The following is a 20,429-nucleotide window of genomic DNA, read 5'->3' on the forward strand; positions in this document are numbered from 1 at the left end:
AGGTGACCTCCTGGTCGTTCCTGCTTACTGGAAGTGGTGCTGGATGAAGGCGTTGATGAGGCGGATGAAGTCCGCTTCCGCCAGCTTGGCGCACTTGAGGGTCTGCTCGTGGGAGAGCTGGACGTCGCCGAGCCCCTCCGCCATGTTGGTGATGGCGCAGATGGCCAGCACCGGCAGACCGCAGTGGGCGGCACTGATCACCTCGGGCACCACAGACATACCCACCACGTCGCCACCGATGATCTGCATCATGCGGATCTCGGCGGCGGTCTCGAAGCAGGGACCGCTGTAAGAGACGAATACCCCCTGATTGACGGCGATCCCCTCCCGCTCGGCCAGCGCCAACGCCTCACTGCGCAAGGACTTGTCATAGGCATTGGCCAGGCTGAAGAAGCGCGGGCCGTAGGCCTCGTCGTTGGCCCCCGTCATGGGGGTGCCCGGCATGGTGTTGATGTGATCGTTGAAGATGACCAGGGAGCCGACCCCGATCCGCTCCGGGCGCAGCGAGCCTGCCGCATTGGTCACCAGCAGCAGCTCGCAGCCCAGGCGCTTAAAGGTGCGCACCGGTGTGGTCATCACCTTCATGGTTTCGTGTTCGTAGTAGTGGCCGCGCCCCTTCATGCAGACCACGTCCACCCCGTGCAGCTTGCCGAGCACCAGCTCGCCGCTGTGACCGGCCACGGTACTGACCGGGAAACCGTCCAGATCCTCGTAGGGGATGGTGACTTTATCTTCCAGTGCATCGGCCAGCACGCCGAGGCCTGAGCCTAGGATCATGGCGGCGCGGGGAGCGAAACCCGGCTTGCGGGCGAGAATGGTGGCGATGGCGTTCTGAACCGGATCTTGTTGCATGAGCTGCACCTCGTTGAGGGTTGGGATGAGAAGTGGGCTCACTTTAGGGGAGGCATTGGGCGAGAAGAATCGCTAAAATCGGCCAAATTATCCCGCTAATCAGCACAATAATCCTCTTCATGGGGCGCGACCGTGTACAAAACCGCAAAAAAAGCGCCGATTGATGCCTCTCTATGGTCAGAGTGACCCCGAGGGGGACGAAAACGGGAGGCCGGGATGTGATGCGGATCGACGGACAGGGGCTAAGCCGCCCCGCTGCGTCTGGAAGTTCGTGTCCAATCTTTGACGGCGATCTCACCCTTGCCCTTTTGCCAGGAGAAACCATGTTCCCGGACAGCCACTGGCGCGATCGCGTCACCCTCAAGATGCTGCGCTACTTCCATGAAGTGGCGAATCAGGGTCACTTCAGCCGGGCCGCCCTGCGACTCAATGTCTCCAAGTCGCCGCTGAGCGCTCAAATAAAGGAGCTGGAATCCGTGCTGAGACTGACCCTGTTCGAGCGCAACACCCGCCAGGTGAGCCTGACCCCCACTGGTCGCCTGCTGCAGGCCGAGTGCGATCGGCTGTTCGACGTGCTGGAGAGCGGCCTCAACCGGGTGGTGCAGGCGGGGCGCATGGAGCGCAACCAGATCCGCATCGGGCTGGTCAGCTCTATCTTCTGGGCCGGCTTTGGCGAGGTGACCCGCCAGTGTCACCAGAGCCAACCCGAGTGCGAGATAGCCTTCACCGAGCTATCCCCCGAGCGCCAGAAGCAGGCGCTCGCCAGCAAGGAAATAGATCTCGGCCTCGCCCGCTTCGCCGACACCCTCAACATACATCCGCTGCAGGCCGAGACCGTCTATCGCGAATCCATGGTACTGGTGGTATCGGACGAGCACCCCTTGCGGGATCGCAAGCGGGTCTCCCTCCTCGAGCTCGCGGCGGAGCCGTTCGTGCTGATGAGCCGCACCAACTCGGCCTCCACCGATCTCATCATCAACGCCTGCCTGGTGGAGGGCTTTTACCCCCGCCTTCACCAGGAGGTGGTCGAGCCCAATACCCTGATGGCGGTGGTGGCCACCAGCCAGCAGGTGGCTCTGGTGCCGGCCAGCTACGGCCGTCAGAAGTGGCCCCATGTGCGCTTCATCCGCCTCGAGCAGGCCATACCGGCGGATCTCTGCGTGCTCTATGCCCCGCCCCTGGCTGGGCAGCCTGCGACCACCGCCATACGCCACTTCATCGATACCATGAGCGAGCAGATGAATCTCCCCGAACGAAGCTGAATACAAAAAGGCCCGATGGGGTGATCATCGGGCCGGATGCTATTGCCAGAGGTCAGGGCCTCACTTCCTCCATGAAGACCAGTCGCAGGGGCTCTGCCAGCAAGTCGTCCGCCTGGCAGGCGAAGGCCTGGAAATAGTCCGTCTCGCAGTGGGCATCCAGGGCGGCCTGACTGACGAAGGCTTCGCGCATGTAGAAGGTGCCGGGTTCGTCCTTCAACTCGAACAGCACATAATCGAGATTGCCAGGCTCCCGGCGGGTGGGCGCTATCAGCGCGAGCAACTCGTGGCGCAGGCGCTCTCTCATGCCGGCTTTGGCCTTGAGCACGGCGATCGACACTATCTTGTCCGACTCTCTCTTCATCTCTACCTCTCCACTGTCACATCATCAAGAGACCGGGAGGTGGCGGCTCTCTCATGGCTGCCGCCTCCCTCAACATGGCGCCCAGTGTAGGCATGGCGGCCAGGCCGATATAGATGGGCAGGATGGACAGAGTGTTCACCCGGGTGAACAACGGGGCGACGGCAGGGACATAAGCGCGGCCAGAGGCAGGCGCGTGGCTCGCCGTCAGGGCCTGCTCCAGATCTAAACGCTGAAGTAATAGGTGGTGAAGGGGTGCCCCGACAGTGTCGTCTTTGTCACCCTGGTGGCGCGCCTGGCGAGGGACCTGTATAAGGGGCGGGTGTCCAGCAGATGAAAGACGACCTCCTGATGGCTCATGCTGCGCGCCCACCCCATCATCTCGTTGAAGATGGCGAGCCCCCTGCCCCAGCCCGCCCTGGCGATGACGATGGCTATCTCGATCCCCTCCTCATCGGGCTGAAGACCGCACCACCCCACCAGAGCGCCATCGATGAGAACGGCTCGCACGCGACAACCGGGCAGCGCATCTATCGCCATCTTCTCCTCCATCCAGCGCCGCACCGTGCCCAGCTCGAAGGAGGGATGGTCAATCAGGTGCTTTCGCAGCGTCTCGTCGTTGACCAGGGGCAGAAAATCCTCTGCGCGCACCTCACCTAAAGGTATGAATTTCATAGGCTTATCATGCTTTCCCAAAGAGTGATGGGCCCCTAATAGGGGGTCCCGTCCTTATGTCTGGCAGCCCAGGCGCCATCGGCGCCCTGAATCAGGGCCAGATCGTCGTCAGGGTATTGGACTGTGTCCCCCGCCAGCCTGTCCCCCAGCTCGAGATAAACCGCCTCCACCTCCCCAGGGTTGAGCAACTGGTGGGCCAGGCCGTTGCCGCCCTTGAAGCCGATGCACTCCCCCGGCGACATCAGGTACTCCTCCTCCCCATAGCGCAGCATAGGGGTGCCCGAGAGCACATAGATGAACTCATCCTGCTTGCTGTGGTGATGTTTGAGCGCAGAGATGGCGCCCGGCGCCAGGGTCGTCAGGTTCACCCCAAGATTGGCAAGACCGAAGTGGTCCCCCAGCCTGCGTCTGGTGCGGTGTTTGACCAGGGAGGCGAAGGGCTCCGGATAGAGGGACTTTGCCTTGTTCTCCGGGATCTTTGTGGCCTGAATGGGTGTGCGGTTCGTCATCTCAACAACCTCCATATTGGCGCCCTAGCGAGGGGCAGCAAGAGACAAGCCGAGTGCCTTGAGCGGCAGTCATGCAATAACACAGATACGACTGGAGGCTGGAGGCTGTCAACGCTGAGATGCAGTGTCCGGGGCCTTGCCGTTTCCCGCTGTGCAATGGGCCGGGCTTATGGCCCTCTACAACACCTCGACCTTGACCTTGAGAAGGCCGGATCGGGTGTTGCCTATGCTGCTAAATGCCGCCCTTGAGAGATCGATGATCCGGCCTCTGGGGAAGTTGCCCCTGTCATTGACCCGCACCACCACGCTCTTGCCGTTGGCAAGGTTGGTCACCCGCACCATGGCGCCGAAGGGCAGCGTCATATGAGCGGCGGTGTTGGCGCTCTTCTGGTAGGGCTCGCCGCTTGCGGTGCGCTTGTTGTGGTAGCGATCGGCATAGTAGGAGGCCAGCCCAGTCTGGGTATAACCTCGCCCGTTGCCCGCACTGCCCGCATCAGGCTGGCTGCTGCAGGCCGCGAGCAGCAGGCACAGGGAGGCCAGCAGCCCTTTTTGTAATTTCCACGTCATGCTTTATTCCCTCGATGCGATGTCAGGTTGATGTGCCGTGGCCGTTATCCTGCATCGCCAGTCTGGTTCCCGCGAACAGGCGCCTACTCTCTCATATTTTCCATGGAAAACGGGAGGCCCAAGCCTCCCGTTTGTGTGTTCACCCGTCAGCCCCTGTCAGGGGAAGAGGTCAGGCGATCAGCTTGTCATCGGCGAAACCGAAGCCCCGCAGCCCCACCACGTGCACGTGCTCGTGCTTGCCCTGCACCTTGCGGATGAGCTTGTAGGTGGTGCCCTTCTCGGGGCTGATGTTCTCCGGCGCCGCGATGAGCAGCTGCATGTCCTGGCGCTCGCACAGCTCGAACAGGGTGGCGATGGACTTGCCGTCCAGGCGCGCCGCTTCGTCGAGGAACAAGAGACGGCAGGGGGCTATATCCTTGCCGCGCAGACGGCGGGACTCCTCCTCCCAGCTGATCAGCACCATCAAGAGGATGGCCTGACCTGTACCTATCGCCTCGCCGGTGGAGAGGGCCCCGCTCTCGGCACGCAGCCAGCCATCGGCACCACGCTGTACCTCGATTTCGAGCTCCAGGTAGTTGCGATAGTCCAGCAGCACGTCCCCCATCACCTGATAGTTGCGCTCCCCCTGCTCTATCTGCGGGTTCAGGCGCTGGAACAGCTTGGCCATGGCCTCGGAGAAGCTGAGCTCCTTGTCGGCGAACAGATCGTTGTGCATGGCGCTCTGATCGGCGAGCGCGGTCAGCAGGCGAGTGTGGGCCTCTCGGATATTGACGTTGAGGCGCACCCCGCGCACCAGGCCGAAGGCGATGTTCTGCAGGCCCTGGTTGAGCACCCGGATGCGGTTCTGCTCCCGGCGGATGATGTTGGTGATCTTGGCCGCCACCTCGTGGGAGGAGAGGGACAGATGGTTCTCCCGCTGCTTGAGCTCGTCGGCGAGCCGCGCCAGCTCGATCTCCATCTCCTCGATGGCCTCCACAGGATCGTCCGAGCGGATGATGTCGTTGCGGATGCGATCTTTGAGGTAGCGGTAGACCTGCACGTAGAAGGCGACCTTCTGCTCTGTGCTGCGATTGCCTTCAGAGAGGCGCAGCGCATCGCGCAGGGCCTCGTCGTGGGCCACCGCCACCCGCAGGGCGCCGAGGGCCTTGTCCGACATGGAGCGCAGCTCGTCGCTGTCAAGATAAGCCAGCTCGCGCTTGTTGAGGCGCTTCTCGACGTCTGTCTCCCGCGCCAGCCGCACCACCCGCGACCAGTTCGCCTTGTGGCCCACCAGGGATTTACGGGCGCCGAAGTAGTCCTTGCCTTCCAGCTTGAGACGCCCGCCCAAGGATTCAATCTCGCGCTTGGTCACCTGCAACTGGGCCTCGGCGCTGGTGCGACGGGAGCGGGTGCGAATGAGCAGTTCTTCGATCTCCTTCTTGTGGGCGCGGGATTTCTCCTCCATGTCGTCCGACAGCGTCAGCCCCATGGCCCCCAGCTCCTGCTCGAACTCCGCCAGGGTCTGGCCCTTGGCCGAGGCGCTGGAATCGAGCGCGGTACGCAGCTGCAACGCCTCGGTGTGGCGCTGGGCAATTTGCTTGTGCTGCTCGCCGGCGGTACGGGCAGCCAGCTCGGCGGCTTTGAGCTTCTCTTTGAGCCGCTCGCTCATCTCCGAGGCCTTGCCGAGCAGGTCTTGTGCGTCCTGATAGGCAAAGTGCGGCAGACGGGCCACCAACTGATCCAGCGCGTAGCAACGGCGCTTCTGCTCGGCCAGCAGTTCGCTCGCCTCATCAAAGGCTGCCTGCAGGGCAGAGAGATCCTGGGGATCCTGGCGCAGCACCTGCACCAGGGTCTCGAGCTTCTCGAGCCCCTTGCCGTGCTGGGCGATAAAGGCTTCGGCTGTTTTAAGGGCCTCGACGTCGGCGTGGGCCGCCTCGAGGCGGGCCGCCAGATCAGTCTCGGCAAACAGATGGGCAAAGGGCAGCATCCCCTGTACCAGCTGGATATGGCGAGTCAGCTGGGCGGCGGCCGCCTTGGCCTCACTCAGCTGCTTGTCGCACTCGCCGATGGCCCCTTGCAGCGCGCGCAGCTCGGCCTGTTTGGCCTGCACTTCGGCTTCCGGATCGGGGCGGAAGGCGATATCCAGATGCTGGCCGATAAAGTCTCGAAAATGCCCGTAGAGGCGGTGGTACTTCTGTTGCTCGAAGGCGGCCTTGGCGTAGCCCTCGATAAGATTTTCCCGCTCGAGATCGAGCTGCTCGATGCGTTTTTCCCGGGCGGCGCGACCAAAGAGCGGCAGCTCGGGATAGCGGGAGAAGCGCACCTGACGCTTGCTGGTGCGCACCAGCACGGCGTCACCCAGTTCGTCCGCTTCCACCAGATCCTCGTCAAAGGAGTCGGGGTTGCCCTGGATGAGGTAGATATCCTCGGGGCAATCTTCCAGCTTTTTCAGTCGCTCTATGGCGCCCTCAAGGTCGAGCACCACCAGGGCGCTGCGAGCCGGGCCGTAGAGCGCGGAGTAGTAAGGGGCATCGTCGATGGAGATGTCGTCATAGACGTCGGAGAGCAGCACGCCCCCCACCTGCTCGGCGACGCGGGCCAGGCGCGGATCTGCCTCCCCGGCGCCCAGCTGCAGGTTGCGAATTTGCAGCTCCAGGGCCTGCTTCTGGCTCTGGATGCGGTTGCTCTCCTGTTCGAACTCCCGCTCCTTGTCGAGCACGCTCTGCATGCCGGCCGAGAGTTCCTCGGCGGTAGCCAGCGGCAGACCGCTCTGCTCGCGCAGCTGTTCGAGCTTCTCGAAGGATTTCAGCCAGCGCGGCGCCAGCTTGGTGAGATCGCTGATATCGCGGCCCAGCTGGACGCCCTGATGCTCGAGGCTGGCGCGGCGTTGGTTCGCCTCCGCCTGCTGATCGGCGAGCTCCTCCTGACGGTTGCGCTGGGCTTCGAGGAAGATCTCCAGCTCGTCCTGGCTCGCGATCAGCTGGCCAGACGCCTGCTGCAACTCGTCGCGCAAGCGGAAGAGCGCCTGCTGGCTGTCGCTCTCTTTCTCGAGGCGGGCCAGCGCGGCGCGCAGCCCCTGCCCCTGCGCAATGCGGGCCTTGTCTTCGATGTGACGCTTGAGCAGTGCCTGCGCCGTGGGCCAGGCGGCCTCGCGGGCGGTCTCGGGGGCGATGCTGAGCAGCAGCGCCAGCGCGGCCTGATGCTCGGCCACCGCCGCCTTGGCCAGCGCCAGCTGCTGCTCGGCCCCCAGCACCCGGCTGGTGAGGCTCTGCTCGGCGGCGCGGAACTGGTGCAGGGTGTCGCTCGCCTGTTCGGCGGTCAGTCCCGGCAGTTCGCACTGCGTGCGGGCCGTCTCCAGCGCCTGCACCGCCTGGCGGTACTGGATGGCGCGGGTCTGCTGAATGTCCAGCGCCTGCTGATAGTCGGCGAGCTGGGTCTTGAGGCTGTCTACCTCTGCCTGGGCCAGCTCCTTGCGCTCTTCCACTTCCAGCAGCTGGCCGTGGATCTCTTCCACCACCGCCTGCTGCTGCTCGAGCTTGTCATTGAGCTCCCGCAGATCGGCGCGATACAGCTCTATCTTCTTTTGCAGCGCCACTGCGGCCATCACCTTGGCCAGGTGCTCGGCGGCGGACTCCAGCTCGTCGGTCAACAGCTTCTCGCGGTTGCTGAGCTGATCCACCTCGTCCGCCAGATAGATGGCGCGCTGCTTCTCTTCCGCCAGCAGGCGACGCTTGCCGGCGAGCTCAGAGCGCGCCTTCAGGGCCAGCTCGGAGAGACGGCTCTTCTCGGCGGCGCCCCGCACATACTCGGCCGCCACATAGTGGGTGGTCTCGGTAATGAGGTTCTTGAACAGATCCCGCTGGCCCTGGGTCTCCTTGATGGCCTCCAGGGTGCGACGGTTCTCGTAGATGGCCGCCTCCATGTCCTGGAACGCCTTGCGCACCCCGGAGTTCTCCGGCAGCAGGTATTCCCGCAAGGAACGGCTGATGGACGAAGAGATGCCGCCATACAACGAGGCCTCGATCAGGCGATAGAACTTGCCGCGATCCTTCTGGTCGCGCAACTTCTTCGGGGTGATGCCGAACTCGAACATGAAGTTGTGATAGTCGGTCACCGTATTGAACTTGGCGACCTTCATGGCCCCCAGCTCGGCGGCGGCCCCCTTCAGATCGGCGAAGGCGCGCACCCGCCCCTTGCCGTCATGGAGTTTTTCCAGCAGCAGATCCGTGGGTTGCAATTGCTCAGGCACGTCCACCAGGGCGAAGGGAGTGATGTTGACCTTGTTGTCGCGATTCGCCACCTGCTCCAGGTGCACGCCGACCCAGATCCGCTGCTCGCGGCTGTTCATCACTTCCAGCAGCGAATAGCAGTGGCCGCGCTGCAGCTTGCCGTAGAGCCCCTTGTCACGGGAGGCGCTGCTGGAGCCCGCTTCCGTGGTGTTGCGAAAATGCAGCAGGGACTGATCCGGGATCAGGGCCGCGATAAAGGCCGCCATGGTGGTGGACTTGCCTGCCCCGTTGCCGCCGGACAATGTGGTGACCAGCTGGTCGAGATCGAAGGTTCGGGCGAAGAAGCCGTTCCAGTTGACCATGGTCAGGGATTTGAATTTGCCTCTCACGCCGCACTCTCCATCAAACCGGCCGACTCCATCTGTGCCAGACCATTAACGTTGCAGATCATCTTCCACCTCCAGCTCCAGCTGCTCTTCATCCAAATCTCCCTCGATATCGTCAAACAGCGAATCGCTGCTCGGCATCTCGTCGTCGTGGAAGATGGCCTCCCCTTCCTGGATCATCCGCAGCTGCACGGCGCGGGGATCCTCGTCGGAGCGCACGTCGGCGGCAAAGCGGAACACGGATTCGTTGACCCTGAACTTGTCGCTGTTGCCAAGGGCGGTGATCATCCCGAGGCGCTTGAGACGGCGCATGGAGGTGCGGATCTTCTCGAGCAGCTTCTTCTTGTCCAGATCGGTGCCGCCGGAGCGGCTGTTGACCATGCGCAGCAGCTGCTTCTCGTCGGCCAGACCGAGCACCTCCTCCTGCAGCTCGCCCATGGTGAAGACACCCTCGGAGGCAAGCCTGTCCGGACTCAAATAGAGGTAACAGAGCACCTTGCCCACCAGCATATCGAGCTCGGATAAAACTGTTGTTCCTATGTCGGCGCTGGGGCGCGGGCGCAGGTAGAAGAAGCCCTCAGGCGCCTTGATGAGTTCGACCTGATAGCGGCCGTAGAAGATCTCGAGCTCGCCATGGAACTCCACCAGGGCCGAATGCTGTTCGAAATCGTCGGCACTGATGTGGCGCCCCGAGCGCAGGGCGGTGTCGATGCGCGGAAACAAGGGGTTGGCGATGGCCTCTGCGAGCCGCAGGGGCAAGGGAAACTCAGAATTGATCAATGACATAGGCCTGAACCTTGGATCCAGCTTGGTTAATGGGTTTCCATGCGGGTTGGCGGTGCAGCTCGCGCTCACCGCTGGCATGGCCGAGGCGCACGGCCTGGTCTATCAGCAGACGCGCCACATCGAAGTGGGCGTGGGCCGGGAAATCGAGCAGGTATTCCCGCAGCACGTCGGCAAGGTCCAGCTGCTGTCCCTGCTCGGGATAGCGGGCCAGATAGCGCTCGATGCGCTCTGCCAGCGCCTGGTTGATGTCCACCATCTCCATGAATTCCATCTCGAGGGGCACCTCGCCGGTCACCTCCTCGTCGTGGATGGCGATGGTTTCGTCCCGCAGCTCCAACAGGCGCGGCTCCTCGGCAACTCTGAGCAAGAAGTTGTGCTGCTCGAAGTTGCGGATGGATTCCCGCAGCCGCTGGCTGAAGGCGCGGTTTTTGTCCATGTCGATGGCGTTGCGGATGAACTTGTGGACGTGCCTGTCATAGCGGGACCAGAGCTCGATGCACTGCTGGCCCCAGGAGGTGATGACGTCGAGCCGCCCCTGCAGGGCATGGGTCAGCTCCTCGACGTGGAAGAGATCGTCGCGCCCCTGTGCCGCCTCCTGAATGTTGAGCAGCCCCGCCTGCAGGCGGTGGCCGGCGGCGTCCAGGGTATCCTGCAGCTCGCGCAGGGTCTGGCCCGTCTCGCGCAGCAGCTTCTCGCAGCTGTGGATGGCGTCGATCCAGTTCTGGGTCAGCAGGGCCGCTATCTCGTTCTTGACCTGATTCTGCTGCTCGTCCATGGCGCGCTGGGTGAGATCGATGCGCCCGAGCGTCTCCTCCAGGGAGAAGGAGAGGCGCGGCAGCACCTCTGCATCCCACTGTTCGCGGGTATTGGTCTCAAGCGCCGCCTTGCGGGCGGTGTCGAGCTCGGATGCCAGGTGTTCGAGCAGGATGGAGAGCTTGATGGAGTCGACCTGGCGCTGATCCATGAAGAAGTCGACGATGCTCATGCCAAGGCGCGACAGGCGATAGAGGCTCTCCCCCGCCACCATGTCGGTGGTGAAGCGCGACAGCAACTGCTGGCGAATGAGATCGTTGATGGCGTTGTTGGCGCGACCGATGAGGGTCTCGTCCATCTGGCCGAAGGCGCTGCTCACATAACCGAAGGCGTCGTGCAGCGCGGCTTCTGACAAATCCGATTCATCCTCGGAGAGTGTCTTGATCGCAATCAGAAAGGCCAGCCTGTCGGTGGGCAGATTCAAGGAGAGGCCCTCCTGTCTGACCCATCCCACCGTCTCTGGCAGGGTACGGGATGTACTCATCATGACGTTATCATCTCGTTGTTATAAACGGGGGCACAAGACCCCTCGTGGTGATTTGGACCCGGGGATGGGCAACCCCGGCGGCGGTATCCCGGCCGCATAAACCCTTGCATCCCGACCATTCAGGCCCCCATGACCACCCTCAGCCGACCGGCTTCTGGGCCATCACATGGATGTAGCGCCCGAGGGAGACAAAGGGTTCCTGACGACAGTAGTGCTGCTCCATGGCCAGCAGATCGTCGAATTTCTCGACCTGCTCCTGCTTGTGGCGCATGTAGTCGTGAATGACCCGCACCCCTGTCTTGCCGATGATCTTGAGGCCCCCCCGGCCTATCCAGTCATAGACCTGTTCCGGCAACTGGGGGTTGGTGGGCGTAAGCGCGGTCTGACGCTTCTTGTTCAGCCCCTGGCGCACATAGTCGAAATTGCCCACCACCAGGCTCTGGAACAGCAGGCCATGACGATTGTAAAAAAGCAGCGACAGTATGCCCCCTGCATTGACGAAAGGGAACAGACCGAGCAGGGTCTGGCGGGGCTCGGCGAGCCACTCCAGCACCGCATGGCAGAGCACCAGATCAAAGGTGCCGGTCACATGTTGCTTGAGATCCTGAATGGGGCAATGGATGAGACGGATTCTGTCTTCCAGCCCCTTCTCCGCGATCTGGCTGCGGGCCAGTTCCAGCATTTCTGCCGAGAGATCGCACAGCTCCACCTGGTGGCCCATGGCCGCCAGCTTCTGGGCGAAGTAGCCAAAGCCGCCGCCGGCATCCAGGATGCGCAGCGGCCTGTTGCCAAGGCGCGCCAGGCAGGCTTCGATGTCGCTCCACACCACGGTGGTGCGAATGCGCCCCTTGGTGGAGTCATAAATGTTGCGGGCGAACTTGTCGGCGCGCCCGTCAAAACTCTGATCTTGCTTCAAGACACACTCATCTTCGGCCGCCCCGCTGTGGGGGCTCGCAGGAGGAACCACACAGGATTGGGCCACAGGAAAAAAGAGGGGTATTCTGTCACATCCCGGATCCGCTGAAAACTCAAGGACGACACCACAGTGTTTGAGCTTAAAAAATGGTTAGGCCAGTTGCTGATGCCGCTGCCCTTCTCCCTCTCCTTATTGCTGCTGGCGCTCGCGCTGCTCTGGTTCACCCGCTTTCAGAAGAGCGGCAAGCTGCTGGCGACCCTCTCCTTGGTGATCATCGCCCTGATGGGGATGAGACCCGTCAGCTATGAGTTGGCCCGTTCACTGGAGCAGACCTATCCGCCCTTCGAGGTGAGCCAGCATCCGGATATCGAGGCCATAGTGGTGCTCGGCAACGGCCATGTGAGCGATCCGGTGGTGCCGATGCGCAGTTGGCAGAACAACATAGCCCAGGCCCGCACCCTGGAAGGAGTGCGGCTGGCCCAAGCCTATCCAGAAGCCGAACTCATCTTCTCCGGTTATGTGTCCGGGGATCCGCTGTCCAATGCCGAGGTCAACGCCCGCATGGCGCAGAGCTTAGGGGTAGACAGATCCCGAATGACGTTGTTTGAAAACAACAAAGACACTCACGACGAGGCGGTCAGCATCAGCGCCCACCTCAAGGGCAAGCGGGTGGCGCTGGTGAGCTCGGCCACCCACCTGCCAAGGGCCATGGCGCTCTATCGCGGCCAGGGACTCGATGCGGTGCCGGCCCCCACCGACTACACCGCCAAGCAGAGTCAGGTGGCGCAGCCCCTCTACAGCTACCTGCCCAAGGGGCGTTATCTGATGTATTCCGAGGCTGCCATTCACGAGTGGATTGGGGTATGGTGGGCCCGTTTGCGGGGGCAGGTTAACGATTGAGCGATCGGTTCTTGCATTCCTGATTTGGATCAGGAAAGCGAAAAAAAATTACGTCATTTGCCGCCGGGTCAGCTATCTTGGGCTCGGTTCAATTCATATAATGTTGCGCAATCAAATGCCTAGGAGATTGAGAAGATGAGACAGCACCTGGTAATGGGTAACTGGAAACTGAACGGCACCAAAGCTTCTGTCGAAGCTCTGATCAAAGGACTGACCCCGGCTGCTGCCGCTCATCCTTCCGTGCAAGTCGCCGTCTGCCCGCCGGTTATCTTTTTGGGTCTGGTTGAACAGCTGACCGCTGGCAGCAAGATTGCTTACGGTGCCCAGAACGCCGACGTTCACGAGTCCGGCGCCTTCACCGGCGAGAACGCCCCCTCCATGCTCAAAGCCTTCGGTTGCACCTACTCCCTGGTCGGCCACAGCGAGCGTCGCACCCTGCACGCAGAGACCGACGACGTGGTAGCTGCCAAGTACGAAGCCATCCAGAAAGGCGGCCTGGTGCCGGTTCTGTGCATCGGTGAGACCCTGGAGCAGTTCGAAGCCGGCGTGACCAAGAACGTGGTTGAGACCCAGCTCAAAGCCGTCATCGACCGTTGCGGCATCGCCTCCTTCGAGAACGCCGTCGTGGCTTACGAGCCGGTATGGGCCATCGGCACCGGCAAGACTGCCACCCCGGAAATCGCGCAATCCGTTCACGCTCACATCCGTCAGTACCTGGCCGGTTTCGACGCTGCCGTGGCTGCCAAAGTACAGATCCTGTACGGTGGCTCCGTGACTGGCGCGACCGCTGCCGATCTGTTCGGTCAGCCGGACATCGACGGTGGCCTGGTGGGTGGTGCGTCCCTGAAAGTGGACGACTTCTCCCAGATCATCGCTGGCGCCGCCCAGTAAGTGACGCAAGAGAGGGGCCTGGCCCCTCTCTTGATATCGCTTTCCTATGGGTCCCCTTCTTCCATAGGAAAGCCGATATAGTAAAAACGGCTGGCCCCATTTTCAGATATTGATATTCGACAACTCAGATCCAGAGGCACTCATGACCAAACAAATCAAACGTATTGGTGTTTTGACCAGCGGTGGTGACGCACCGGGTATGAACGCAGCCATCCGCGCCGTGGTGCGCGCCGGTCTGCATCATGGCCTGGAAGTCTACGGCATCTATGATGGCTACCTCGGTCTGCATCAGGACAGGATCGTCAAGCTCGAGCGCCACAGCGTCTCCGACGTGGTCAACCGCGGCGGCACCTTCCTGGGCTCTGCCCGTTTCCCCGCCTTCAAAGACCCTGCAGTGCGCGCCGAAGCGATCGAGAACCTGAAGAAACACGGCATCGACGCCCTGGTGGTGATCGGCGGTGACGGCTCCTACATGGGCGCCAAGAAGCTGACCGAAGAGGGTTTCCCCTGCATAGGTCTGCCGGGCACCATAGACAACGACATCGCCGGCACCGACTTCACCATCGGCTTTGACACCGCCCTCAACGTGGTGGTTGACGCCATCGACCGTCTGCGCGACACCTGCAGCTCCCACCACCGCATCTCAGTGGTCGAGATCATGGGCCGCCACTGTGGCGATCTGGCCATGTCTGCCGCCGTTGCCGGTGGCGCCGAGTACGTGATAGTGCCGGAAGTGGCTTTTGACAAAGAGAAGCTGCTGCAACAGATCAAGGAAGGCGAAGCCAAAGGCAAGAAGCACGCCATCATCACCATCTGTGAGCACGTCACCGACGTCAACGCCCTGGCCAAAGACATCGAAGCCATGACAGGCCGTGAAACCCGCGCCACCATTCTGGGTCACATCCAGCGTGGCGGCTCGCCGACCGCTCGCGATCGCATCATGTCCAGCCGCATGGGCGCCTTCGCCGTCGAGCAGCTGCTGGCCGGTCAGGGTGGCCGCTGCGTCGGTATCCAGGGCAACGAGATGGTGCACCACGACATCATCGACTGCATCGAGAACCTCAAGCGCCCCTTCGATCAGGAGCTGTACGATCTCTCCACCACCCTGTTCTAAGCCCCCTGGCGCTTCATGCAGGTTGTTGTGACAAAAACCCTCCGTTGGAGGGTTTTTTCATGCCTGCCGGTTGTCATCAGCGCAGTCTGCTGGCAGACAGGGGCCACCACCCTCCCTGCCCCGACCATAAGCCAGCCTGCCGATCCGCACCCTGCTGCGTTTCTGCCAGATTAAGGTGGCGATATAGGCGCGCACTCTTTTCTCCCCTTTCTCTTCTCACCTCTCTCATTCACCCCTCTTCAGCAGACGCCTGCTCCCTTCACTCCCCCGTCTTGCTCGCCCTCTTGCCTGTACTTCTTCCTGCCACTGGACCATAGGGCTCGCTCGGCCTGGAACCCGCACGTCCCTGGCCGATGTGCTTCTCAGGGCGGCTCTCGTCCTGCCCCTTGCGCCCTCTGACAGGAGCCCATGCCTCGTGCGTGCCTGTCCCTGTGCACCTGTGAATGCAAGCTCATGCCCCCAACCATGACGCAGCCCAAAAAGAGCGGCTTGGCGGGCTGTGCTGAGGGTCTTTCTCCTGCCGAATGTCTGCTGTTTTGCCCTGTTTTCCTCTGTGAATTGAAATTCTGCCGGGAGGTGATGACGATAAAGCACCGCCCCCACTGGGCTTATCCCATGGCGGGCAGGTAAAAGTGATGAGACAAGGGAAATGGTGATACCAGCCAGCCAACCCACCATTGGCGACACTCTCAGGCGCATCTCCCTGCCATTTTCCGTCACAAAAGTTGAAGATCATTAAAAGAGCTTCGTACAAAACCCATCAAAAAACACAAACGATAAACAGTAACTATCTGTATATAAAAGGAATAATGGCATCCATGACATGCATGAAATTGTTCTCCCCATGACAAGACGATAAAACAGCCACAAAATTACAAAAACATGGCACTACATCGCCACCAAGTGAAATTGGCCATATAAATACATTTTTCATTGTTATCCCCTGTCATTGTGGTATCTTGGTCTCATCATCAGTCAGCCAAGGGAGACAAAATAATGAAAGAGTTCGTTGTTACCGCCGTTTTTACCGTGTTTTTCACTCTGGTTGCCGTCTCTCTGCCCTCGCTGGCACAGCTATAAGGCGGTTAATCGGTCAGGAAGCCGCTTGCCCTGGGTCTTGATAGGGTCACCAGGCCGCAAAAACACCCACAAAGATGGATTTTTGAAGCTTTGTGCAAGAACAGGATGTCAGTCAGTACTTATTGGCCATCTGTGAGCATTTAACGACCAGGGCGTCATGATCGCCGTTCTTGCAAGGGGAGCCTCAGTGCTCCCCTTGCCGCATCTGTCTCTGCGGGATTTACTCTTGCCCCCCTGCCCGTCACAATGTCCGCTGAATTTGCCATGCAGGAATCACCATGACTCAGGATGCTCTGCGCCACTGGCGCCGTGACCTTCACCGTCTCCCCGAAGCCGCCTGGTGTGAATTTCGCACCAGTGCCCTCATCGCCCACCACCTGTCCGAACTCGGTTTTTCCGTCATGCTGGGGGACAAGCTGCTGGCCAGCAACCTCATCATGGGACGGGAGATCGACGTCGCGGCCCAGAAGGAGCGAGCCCTGCGTCAGGGGGCCCACCCCGACTGGCTGGCCCGCATCGACGAGATCACCGGTGTGATGGGGGTCTGGGACAGCGGCCGCCCCGGCCCCACCCTGGGCTTTCGCTTCGACATAGATGCGGTAGAGGTGGAAGAGAGCCGGGAGCCGGCACACCAGCCCTGCCAGGAGGGGTGGCACTCCGCCAACCCGGGCTGGATGCACGCCTGCGCCCACGACGGCCACACCGCCATCGGGCTGGTGCTGGCCGAGCGGATCAGCGCCCTGGCCGAGCGGCTCAACGGCCGCATCAAGCTGTTCTTCCAGCCTGCCGAAGAGGGGTGTCGCGGCGGCAAGGCGCTGGCGGCGGGCGGTCAGCTCGACGACGTGGATGCCTTGCTGGCGCTGCACATCGGCATTCATGCCAACAGCGGCGAGCTGGTGGTCAACCCCACCGAGTTTCTCTGTTCAACAAAATTTGACGTGGAATTTATGGGGCGTGCCGCCCACGCGGGGCTCGAGCCCAACGCCGGCAGCAACGCCCTGGCGGCGGCCTGCACGGCCACCACTGCCATGCTCGGCATTGCCCGCCATCGGGACGGCATGACCCGCATCAACATAGGCCAGCTCAATGGGGGCAGCGGTCGCAACGTGATCCCGGGTCACGCTCGCCTGCAGGGAGAGACCCGTGGCGCCACCCCGGCCCTCAACGACTACATGTTTGGCCAGGTGCAGCAGATAGTGGAAGGGGCCGCCATGATGCAGGGGGCCAGCTACCTCATTCGCAAGCAGGGGGAAGCCATCGGCATAGAGAACAGCCCGGCCCTGCTCGAGGAGATAGTGCCCCTGGCCGAGGCACTCAAGCTCGAGACCATCCACAGCCGCCGCTTCGGTGCCAGCGAGGATGCCGGTTTTCTCATCGAGCGGGTGCAGCAAAATGGCGGCCAGGCCGCCTACCTGATCCTGGGGGCCAATCTGGCGGCGCCTCATCACCATCCGGAGTTCGACTTCGACGAGGCCGTGCTGGCCCCGGGCGTCGCCCTGCTCGAAGCCTGGCTGCTCAGCCGCCTCGGCACCTGAGAACGCCTCAGATGAAAAAAGGCAGCCCTGGGGCTGCCTTTTGTGTCTTTGCGGATCCGCTTAGCGCCTGGCTCAGCGTCCCAGCACTATGTCAGAGAGGTGGGCGAAGTGATGGATCTCGTGAGTCGCCTCGCAGGGCCCCTGCTGGCGGGCGGGGTTGTACCAGCAGGTCGCCAGCCCCTGGGCGGCGGCACCGGCGATGTCGGTCTTGGGGTTGTCCCCCACCATCAGCACTCGCGCCGGGCTCGGTTGCCCCATCAGATCCAGAGCATGCTGGAAGATGGCGGCGGCCGGCTTGGTCACCTGCACCTCGTCGGAGATAACGAGGGGCTCAAACCACTCATTCCAGCCCAGCTTGTCGAGACGACCGCGCTGGGGCAGGCTGAAACCATTGGTGATGATCCCCATCCTGACCCGGCTCTTCAGGGCCAGCAGGGTCTCCTCCACCCCCTCCAGCGGCACGCTCAGGGCGATGATCTGCTGCAGGAAGGTGTCATTCATCGCCATGGGTGCCACATCCACCTGCTCGGCAAACATAGAAAAACGGGTCTGCTGCAGCCAGGTGGCGTCTATCTCGCCTGAGTTGTATTGCTGCCACAGCTTGTGGTTCAGCTCGTGATAGGCCGCCATCCTGGGGGGCGTCGGCGTCACGCCATAGATCTGCAGGGTGCGCTCCAGTGCCTTCGCGACCGGGAAATCGAGCAGGGTCTCGTCCAGATCGAACAGCACCCAGTCATAGCTTGCTTGTTTCACGCTTGTCCTCATTGGTTGTACTTGGCGATTCATGTGGCGGGCTCGGCCATCCCGAGCGGGCTGGCGAGCAGCGCCAGCGACAGCCTGACGCCAAACCCGGTCACTTCGCTGCCGACCACGCCGTTGCCCCCCTTGTTGCGAAAACCGCTCAAGTCGAGGTGCAACCAGGGTGTCTGCCCGGGCACGAAGCGGCTGAGGAAGCGGGCGGCGTCGATGTGATCCGGCGAGGTTCCCGGCGCGCACTGTAACAGATCGGCCCACTCGCTATCGAGGTTGTCATCGAAATCCTCGTCCAGCGGGAAGGGCCAGATGCGTTCACCGCTCTGCTGCCCCAGGCGTATCAGCTCGGGAAGCCAGTCGGGACGATTGGTGAAGGCGCCGCTGTAACGGCTGCCGAGCGCCCGCTTGCAGGCGCCGGTCAGGGTCGCATAGTCAATGAGCAGATCGGGCTCCCCTTTGGCCGCGAGCGACAGGGCATCCGCCAGCACCATGCGCCCCTCGGCGTCGGTGTCCACCACTTCTATGGTGGTGCCATTGAGGGCGGTCACCACCTCCCCCGGTCGGTAGGCACGGGGGCCTATGTGGTTCTCGGCGATGGCGAGCCAGCAGTGTACCTCATAGGGCAACTTGGCCCGGCTGATGGCATGCAGGGTCCCGAGCGCCACAGCGCTGCCCCCCATGTCCAGGTGCATGCCATACATGCTGCCACCGACTTTCAGGTTATAGCCCCCGGAGTCGTGACAGATCCCCTTGCCCACCAGCGCGATGCGACGCACCGGATTGGCCGGGCAATAGCTGAGCTTGACGATGGCGGCCTGGTTGTCCTCAGAACCCCTGGCCACCGCCAGGAAGGCGCCGGCACCGAGCTTGGCGAGGGCCGTCTCGTCGAACTCCTCCCATTGCCACCCCTCCGCTTGCGCCAGCTGCCGTGCGAAGGCACGGTAGCTACCGGCGCTCAGTTCGGAGGCGGGCAGCACGGCCAGGTGACGGGCCAGCCCGTTGCCCTGAGCCTCGGCCTCGATGCGGGCCAGATCCAGGATGCAGGGGGGAGACAGGGTCAGGCTTTGATAGCCGATGGGCGCCTCGTCGGCGCGTTTCTGGGTGGGCAGCGGCACATTGGCCGCCAGCAGGGTGGCGAGCACCAGCTCGGCAAGCAGCGCCCGGGGCGCCTCATCGAAGCCCTCCAGGTGCAGCGCCAGCTGCGCCACCTTGAGACCCGCAAGGGGGGCTGTCCAGGTGCGGATCTGCTTGTAGAGCCGGTGATCCAGCACCGGCGCCGAGTCCACGAAGAGTACCAGCTGCAGGCCCTGGCCATCCACCAGCCGGTAAGGGGCCGGCAGACCCAGGGCTATCTGGGCCGTCACCCCGGCGAAGGCCGGTTGCGCCAGCAGGGCGTCGCGCCCGGTCTCGGCGACCAGCAGCAGTTTGACGGGAATGTCGCTCGCCATCACCTCGTTCAGGGTGCTGGTCTGCATGGTTATCTTGGGGGCAAGGTAGTTGAAAGCGTGCATCACAGGGAGAGGCCTCATCCATGAACAGAAGCCAGAATGATACCGAACAAATGGGACAAAGGATCGCCACCACATAAATTAATGTGCTGGATCAGGGTGATAGAGAGGAAAGTCGAGATGGATATGGAGAAGGGGAAAAGATAATAAGTTGGTTGCGGGGGCCGGATTTGAACCGACGACCTTCGGGTTATGAGCCCGACGAGCTACCGAGCTGCTCCACCCCGCGTCCGAATTGTGTGTCCGTTGCCAGACCTTTCCCGCAAGCTGCCGAGCAGTAGCACCTTGCGTCTTCGCCTCACCGCTGCGATGCAAGACCGCGCCATGAGGACAAATAGTTGGTTGCGGGGGCCAGATTTGAACTGACGACCTTCGGGTTATGAGCCCGACGAGCTACCGAGCTGCTCCACCCCGCGTCCGAATTGTGTGTCCGTTACCGGACCTTTCCCGCAAGCTGCCGAGCAGTAGCACCTTGCGTCTTCGTCTCACCGCAGCGACCTGAGCCGTGCCATGAGGACAAATAGTTGGTTGCGGGGGCCAGATTTGAACTGACGACCTTCGGGTTATGAGCCCGACGAGCTACCGAGCTGCTCCACCCCGCGTCCGAATTGTGTGTCCGTTGCCGGACCTTTCCCGCAAGCTGCCGAGCAGTAGCATCTTGCGTCTTCGTCTCACCGCTGCGGTGCAAGACCGAGCCATGAAGACAAATAGTTGGTTGCGGGGGCCAGATTTGAACTGACGACCTTCGGGTTATGAGCCCGACGAGCTACCGAGCTGCTCCACCCCGCGTCCGAATTGTGTGTCCGTTGCCGGACCTTTCCCGCAAGCT

At 62.1% G+C, this 20,429-nt stretch carries 16 protein-coding genes and 4 tRNA genes; 5 read left to right on the forward strand and 15 right to left on the reverse strand.

The window, feature by feature from the left end; translation table 11 throughout:
* Positions 1 to 24: 24 nt before the first annotated feature.
* Positions 25 to 852, reverse strand: coding sequence for a xanthosine phosphorylase (xapA, locus tag OC537_RS06705; RefSeq protein WP_262110509.1), 828 nt, complete (start codon positions 850 to 852; stop codon positions 25 to 27).
* 323 nt (positions 853 to 1,175) lie between these two features.
* Between xapA and OC537_RS06710 the strand changes: the two genes are divergently transcribed.
* Positions 1,176 to 2,114 carry a LysR family transcriptional regulator gene (locus OC537_RS06710; protein ID WP_262110511.1) on the forward strand — a complete coding sequence of 313 codons (939 nt, stop codon included), beginning with the start codon at positions 1,176 to 1,178 and terminating at the stop codon, positions 2,112 to 2,114.
* Positions 2,115 to 2,166: 52 nt separating this feature from the next.
* Here the strand turns inward: OC537_RS06710 and OC537_RS06715 are convergent, their stop codons facing one another.
* The 8 genes from OC537_RS06715 to cmoM form a co-directional block, all read right to left on the reverse strand.
* Entirely contained in the window at positions 2,167 to 2,475 is a 309-nt protein-coding gene (locus tag OC537_RS06715) for a putative quinol monooxygenase (protein WP_262110513.1), read from the reverse strand.
* Between the two features lie 222 nt (positions 2,476 to 2,697).
* Positions 2,698 to 3,147 carry a GNAT family N-acetyltransferase gene (locus tag OC537_RS06720; RefSeq protein ID WP_262110515.1) on the reverse strand — a complete coding sequence of 150 codons (450 nt, stop codon included), beginning with the start codon at positions 3,145 to 3,147 and terminating at the stop codon, positions 2,698 to 2,700.
* Between the two features lie 35 nt (positions 3,148 to 3,182).
* A complete protein-coding gene (locus OC537_RS06725) occupies positions 3,183 to 3,656 on the reverse strand; it encodes a cupin domain-containing protein (RefSeq protein ID WP_262110517.1) in 474 nt (157 codons plus the stop codon).
* Between the two features lie 177 nt (positions 3,657 to 3,833).
* Positions 3,834 to 4,223 (reverse strand): septal ring lytic transglycosylase RlpA family protein, encoded by a 390-nt coding sequence (locus tag OC537_RS06730; RefSeq protein WP_106886699.1) that lies wholly within the window; start codon positions 4,221 to 4,223, stop codon positions 3,834 to 3,836.
* Between the two features lie 169 nt (positions 4,224 to 4,392).
* Entirely contained in the window at positions 4,393 to 8,820 is a 4,428-nt protein-coding gene (gene mukB / locus OC537_RS06735; RefSeq protein ID WP_262110521.1) for a chromosome partition protein MukB, read from the reverse strand.
* Positions 8,821 to 8,865: 45 nt separating this feature from the next.
* Positions 8,866 to 9,603 carry a chromosome partition protein MukE gene (mukE, locus tag OC537_RS06740; RefSeq protein WP_041205837.1) on the reverse strand — a complete coding sequence of 246 codons (738 nt, stop codon included), beginning with the start codon at positions 9,601 to 9,603 and terminating at the stop codon, positions 8,866 to 8,868.
* Positions 9,584 to 10,903 carry a chromosome partition protein MukF gene (mukF, locus tag OC537_RS06745; protein ID WP_106886697.1) on the reverse strand — a complete coding sequence of 440 codons (1,320 nt, stop codon included), beginning with the start codon at positions 10,901 to 10,903 and terminating at the stop codon, positions 9,584 to 9,586. Before mukF ends, mukE begins: the two co-directional genes overlap by 20 nt.
* 139 nt (positions 10,904 to 11,042) lie before the next feature.
* The gene (cmoM, locus tag OC537_RS06750; RefSeq protein WP_106886696.1) at positions 11,043 to 11,819 is read right to left on the reverse strand and encodes a tRNA uridine 5-oxyacetic acid(34) methyltransferase CmoM; all 777 of its coding nucleotides are present in this window, start codon (positions 11,817 to 11,819) and stop codon (positions 11,043 to 11,045) included.
* A gap of 129 nt (positions 11,820 to 11,948) precedes the next feature.
* Between cmoM and elyC the strand changes: the two genes are divergently transcribed.
* From elyC to OC537_RS06770, 4 genes are all read left to right on the forward strand, one after another.
* On the forward strand, positions 11,949 to 12,719 hold the full coding sequence (gene elyC, locus OC537_RS06755; protein ID WP_111911898.1) for an envelope biogenesis factor ElyC: 771 nt from the start codon (positions 11,949 to 11,951) through the stop codon (positions 12,717 to 12,719).
* Between the two features lie 135 nt (positions 12,720 to 12,854).
* A complete protein-coding gene (gene tpiA / locus OC537_RS06760; RefSeq protein ID WP_111911896.1) occupies positions 12,855 to 13,610 on the forward strand; it encodes a triose-phosphate isomerase in 756 nt (251 codons plus the stop codon).
* A gap of 142 nt (positions 13,611 to 13,752) precedes the next feature.
* Complete coding sequence (gene pfkA, locus OC537_RS06765) at positions 13,753 to 14,724, forward strand: 6-phosphofructokinase (RefSeq protein WP_163138008.1); 972 nt, start codon at positions 13,753 to 13,755, stop codon at positions 14,722 to 14,724.
* Positions 14,725 to 16,082: 1,358 nt separating this feature from the next.
* On the forward strand, positions 16,083 to 17,339 hold the full coding sequence (locus tag OC537_RS06770; protein WP_262110529.1) for an amidohydrolase: 1,257 nt from the start codon (positions 16,083 to 16,085) through the stop codon (positions 17,337 to 17,339).
* 72 nt (positions 17,340 to 17,411) lie between these two features.
* Here the strand turns inward: OC537_RS06770 and yjjG are convergent, their stop codons facing one another.
* The 6 genes from yjjG to OC537_RS06800 all read right to left on the reverse strand — a co-directional run bounded on the left by yjjG (position 17,412) and on the right by OC537_RS06800 (position 20,389).
* Positions 17,412 to 18,092, reverse strand: coding sequence for a pyrimidine 5'-nucleotidase (gene yjjG / locus OC537_RS06775; RefSeq protein ID WP_106886692.1), 681 nt, complete (start codon positions 18,090 to 18,092; stop codon positions 17,412 to 17,414).
* 29 nt (positions 18,093 to 18,121) lie between these two features.
* Complete coding sequence (locus OC537_RS06780) at positions 18,122 to 19,606, reverse strand: M17 family metallopeptidase (RefSeq protein WP_262110530.1); 1,485 nt, start codon at positions 19,604 to 19,606, stop codon at positions 18,122 to 18,124.
* 146 nt (positions 19,607 to 19,752) lie between these two features.
* Positions 19,753 to 19,829: transfer RNA gene (locus OC537_RS06785), tRNA-Met, on the reverse strand.
* 110 nt (positions 19,830 to 19,939) lie between these two features.
* Positions 19,940 to 20,016, reverse strand: a tRNA-Met gene (locus OC537_RS06790).
* Between the two features lie 109 nt (positions 20,017 to 20,125).
* Positions 20,126 to 20,202 (reverse strand) — tRNA-Met (locus OC537_RS06795).
* Positions 20,203 to 20,312: 110 nt separating this feature from the next.
* Positions 20,313 to 20,389, reverse strand: a tRNA-Met gene (locus OC537_RS06800).
* Positions 20,390 to 20,429: the final 40 nt, after the last annotated feature.

This window comes from Aeromonas sp. Marseille-Q5825, from assembly GCF_946892685.1.
GTDB classification, from domain to species: Bacteria; Pseudomonadota; Gammaproteobacteria; order Enterobacterales; family Aeromonadaceae; genus Aeromonas; species Aeromonas rivipollensis.